Source organism: Mesorhizobium sp. M1E.F.Ca.ET.041.01.1.1, from assembly GCF_003997355.1.
Classification (GTDB): Bacteria; Pseudomonadota; Alphaproteobacteria; order Rhizobiales; family Rhizobiaceae; genus Mesorhizobium.
Genome location: NZ_RZSL01000617.1, coordinates 1 through 3,376 on the forward strand (window position 1 = coordinate 1; position 3,376 = coordinate 3,376).

General features: G+C 64.6%; 4 protein-coding genes. 2 read left to right on the top strand and 2 right to left on the bottom strand.

All coding sequences use genetic code 11. The features are described from left to right. Positions 1-116: 116 nt before the first annotated feature. Positions 117-905 (bottom strand): SDR family oxidoreductase, encoded by a 789-nt coding sequence (locus EOA38_RS31345; protein WP_245464703.1) that lies wholly within the window; start codon positions 903-905, stop codon positions 117-119. Between the two features lie 189 nt (positions 906-1,094). On the opposite strand from EOA38_RS31345, the gene EOA38_RS31350 reads away from it, so the two are divergent. Further along, positions 1,095-1,727 carry a LysE family translocator gene (locus tag EOA38_RS31350; RefSeq protein ID WP_126094425.1) on the top strand — a complete coding sequence of 211 codons (633 nt, stop codon included), beginning with the start codon at positions 1,095-1,097 and terminating at the stop codon, positions 1,725-1,727. A 28-nt stretch (positions 1,728-1,755) separates the two neighbouring features. On the opposite strand, the gene EOA38_RS31355 is transcribed toward EOA38_RS31350, so the two are convergent. Beyond that, on the bottom strand, positions 1,756-2,580 hold the full coding sequence (locus EOA38_RS31355) for a DUF2189 domain-containing protein (protein WP_126094426.1): 825 nt from the start codon (positions 2,578-2,580) through the stop codon (positions 1,756-1,758). Positions 2,581-2,747: 167 nt separating this feature from the next. On the opposite strand from EOA38_RS31355, the gene EOA38_RS31360 reads away from it, so the two are divergent. Further along, entirely contained in the window at positions 2,748-3,254 is a 507-nt protein-coding gene (locus EOA38_RS31360) for a CAP domain-containing protein (RefSeq protein WP_126095942.1), read from the top strand. Positions 3,255-3,376: the final 122 nt, after the last annotated feature.

The following is a 3,376-nucleotide window of genomic DNA, read 5'->3' on the forward strand; positions in this document are numbered from 1 at the left end:
CTGTCGGACAACTTCAAGGAGATCGCGAACGAACTGTCGAATTTGCGGGTTGTGGGGTAAGGCCGGAAATCAGAAACGGGCGTCGAACGTCAGCGTCCAGGCTCTGAAAGCATGCTTCACGATGCAGGCAATGTCGCTGAAGGGCCCGTCTTTGAGGCCAGCAACTGGCCACCGTCGACCGCGATCGTTTGCCCCGTAATCCAACTTCCCATTTCGCTCGCCAGGAACAGAGCAACTTTCGCGATCTCCTCCGGCGTGCCAAACCGCCCCCAAGGTATGCTGTCGAGCGTGCGCTGATACAGTTGGGGATCGGACGCCTTGCGGTTATCCCACACGCCGCCTGGAAATTCGATCGAACCGGGCGCGATGCCGTTTACCCGGATGCGTTTTGGCGCAAGCGCCAACCCCTGGCCCATTGTGTAGTTGACGAGCGCCGCCTTGATCGCAGCGTAAGGCAAAGTGCGCGGCACCGCCCTGAAACCGGAAATCGACGAGATGTTGATGATGACGCCACCCCCCGCTTTTTCCATGAACGGGATGGCTGCCTGGGTGGTGCGCACCGTCGCCATCAGGTCGACGTCGATGCTGGCTCGCCAGCCGCTCTCGTCATCCCTCATGCCGATGCCCGACGCGTTGTTGACCAGAATGTCGATACCATCGAGCGCGCTAACGGCTCCCGCCACAAAGCTCGCGGGCGCAGATGCCTCTGCGAGGTCGCATGGCATTGCGAAAATGGCCCCTCCATGCCGCTTCAGCTCGACCTCAGCCGCTTCGAGACCCGGCGCACCGCGGGCGCAGATCGCGACATCCGCGCCTTCCGCCGCAAATGCCAGAGCGATTGACCGGCCGATGCCGCGACTGGCACCCGTTACAACAACCTTTTTGCCCTTGAAGGAGATTTGCATTGCGTTGACCCGTGCAAAGCTGGCTCTCGAATTTCCAGGTGAATGGAAGTGTATTGGATTATCACCTCCTGGTCGAGAAACGGCCGGATTTGGCGGCATCGAGGCTGGCGCAACGGTCGGCGCCCTCGAAGCCCTTGCGCCATTCTGCGAGGCAGGGCACATCTCAGGCGCGCTTTCCAGGAGACGCCTGTGCCCGACGCCGCCAACCATTTGACTTTCGCGCTGATCTGCCTCGGCATGGTGCTGACGCCTGGGCCGAACATGATCTACCTGATCTCGCGCTCGCTATCGCAAGGGCCGAAGGCAGGGCTGATCTCGCTCGGCGGCGTGGCGCTGGGCTTCCTGTTCTATGTGCTGTCGGCCGCCTTGGGCATCACCGCGCTCATCTTCGCCGTGCCTTACGCCTATGACGCGCTGCGCATCGCCGGCGCGCTCTATCTGCTGTGGCTAGCCTGGCAGGCGCTGAGGCCCGGCGGGCGCTCGCCGTTCCAGGTGCGCGAGCTGCCGAAGGACAGGCCGCGCAAGCTGTTCGTCATGGGGCTGATGACCAACCTGCTCAACCCGAAAGTGGCGGTGCTCTATCTGTCGCTGCTGCCGCAGTTCATCAACCTGGCCAAGGGCCATGTGCTGTCGCAGCTTCTGGTGCTGGGCGTGACGCAGATCTCGATCAGCCTCACCGTCAACGCCATCATCGCGGTGACGGCCGGCTCGATCGCCACCTTCCTCGCCGGACGGCCGTTCTGGCTGGTCGTCCAGCGCTGGATGATGGGCACGGTGCTGACCGCGCTGGCGCTGAAAATGGCGACCGAGGCGCAAAGGTAGAGACGGCCTTAGCGGCCCCGGCGTAGACCTACATCGGCCGGCGGGCGGGCCGGATCTGCTCCGGCTCGATCACCTTGCGATAGAGATGCCAGGTCGCGTGGCCGAGGATCGGCATGACGACGGCAAGGCCGGCAAACAGCGGGATCGAGCCGATCACCAGAAGCACCGCGACCGTCAGGCCCCAGAGCGCCATCTGCAACGGGTTTGCCATCACGGCACGCGCCGAGGTCTCGATCGCCGAGACGGCGCCGACATCGCGGTCGAGCAGCAGCGGGAAGGCGATGACGGTTGTGGCAAGCACCACGACCGCGAAGACGAAGCCTGCGGCGTTGCCGAGCAGGATCAGCGTCCAGCCCCTGCTGGTCGTCAGCACGTCGCGCAGGAAGGTGCCGACCGATGCCGGCGGCTCGGCGCCGAACAGGCTGGTGTAGATCGACTGCGCGGCGAACAACCACAGAAGGAAGAGCCCGAAGAGCAGGCCGCCGATCACGGCGATCGAGGGTAGCGCCGGCGAATGGCGCACGTCGAGCGCATGCTGCCAGTGCGAGTCCATGCCGAGCTCGCGCCGGCGGCTGATCTCATAGAGACCGATCGCCGCGAAGGGCCCGATCAGCGCGAAGCCCGACATCAGCGGATAGACGAGCTGGATGGCGTTTGAGCCCGACGACCACCGCGTCAGGATCAGTCCGACGACCGGATAGATCAGGCACAGGAACACGTAGTGCGAAGGCTTGGCCCAGAAATCCTCGGCGCCGAGCCGCAACGCATCCCATAGGTCCGACGTGGTGATGTGGCGCACCGTGGGCTGCACATGCATCCCTCGCGCGTCCGCCATGACATGAAAACCAGCCATAACCGTCCTCCGTATTTCGCGGGGGCGGTCACCGCCTGGGGTGGCCGCCCGTGGCTGCCACTTTCAAGAACGCGGCCATCATAGCCGATCTTCCGGGGGATGTCGCGCTTCACGCGATTTTCATCGTCTGCCCGGCAAAAGCCATGATCGCCGGTATCAGAGGCACGATGACCATCCCGACCACCATGTCCCTCAATCTCGACAGACGAACATTGCTCAAGGCCATCGGCCTTGCGGCCCTTGGCGGCGTCGCCGCCTGCAACAGCGTCACGGTGCCAACCGGCGAAGGCGCCGGCGTGTCGTCCTCCGCTACCACCACGTTGAGCACAATCCGCACATCGGCCGGACTGCCGACACTGACGCCGGACACACAGCTCGAGCAGGCCGCGCTCCAGCAGGCGGGCTACATGGCGTCGCGCGCCCGCATGAGCCACACCACCGGGTGGGGCAAGGATTTCGCCTCCCGCATGAAAGGCAACGGGGTGCACGGCGCCGCCGGCGAGAATATCGCCGAGGGCCGCTTCGACCAGCAGAAACTGTTCGACATCTGGATGCATTCGGACGGCCACCGCCGCAACATGCTCGACCCGGACTTCAGTCGCTTCGGGCTGGCTTACGTGCGCGACGGCCGCGACCCCAGCCTGCGCTACTGGGCGCTAGTGCTGGGCAGGTAGAGCGCCAAATCTCCCCCCTCGAGGGGGGAGATTTCGCCGAAGGCGACAGAGGGGGTCGCCGCGCATGGAACGCCAACCTTCATGTGCGCAAGCAAGCCGAGCCCAGTCGGACCGCCCCCCTC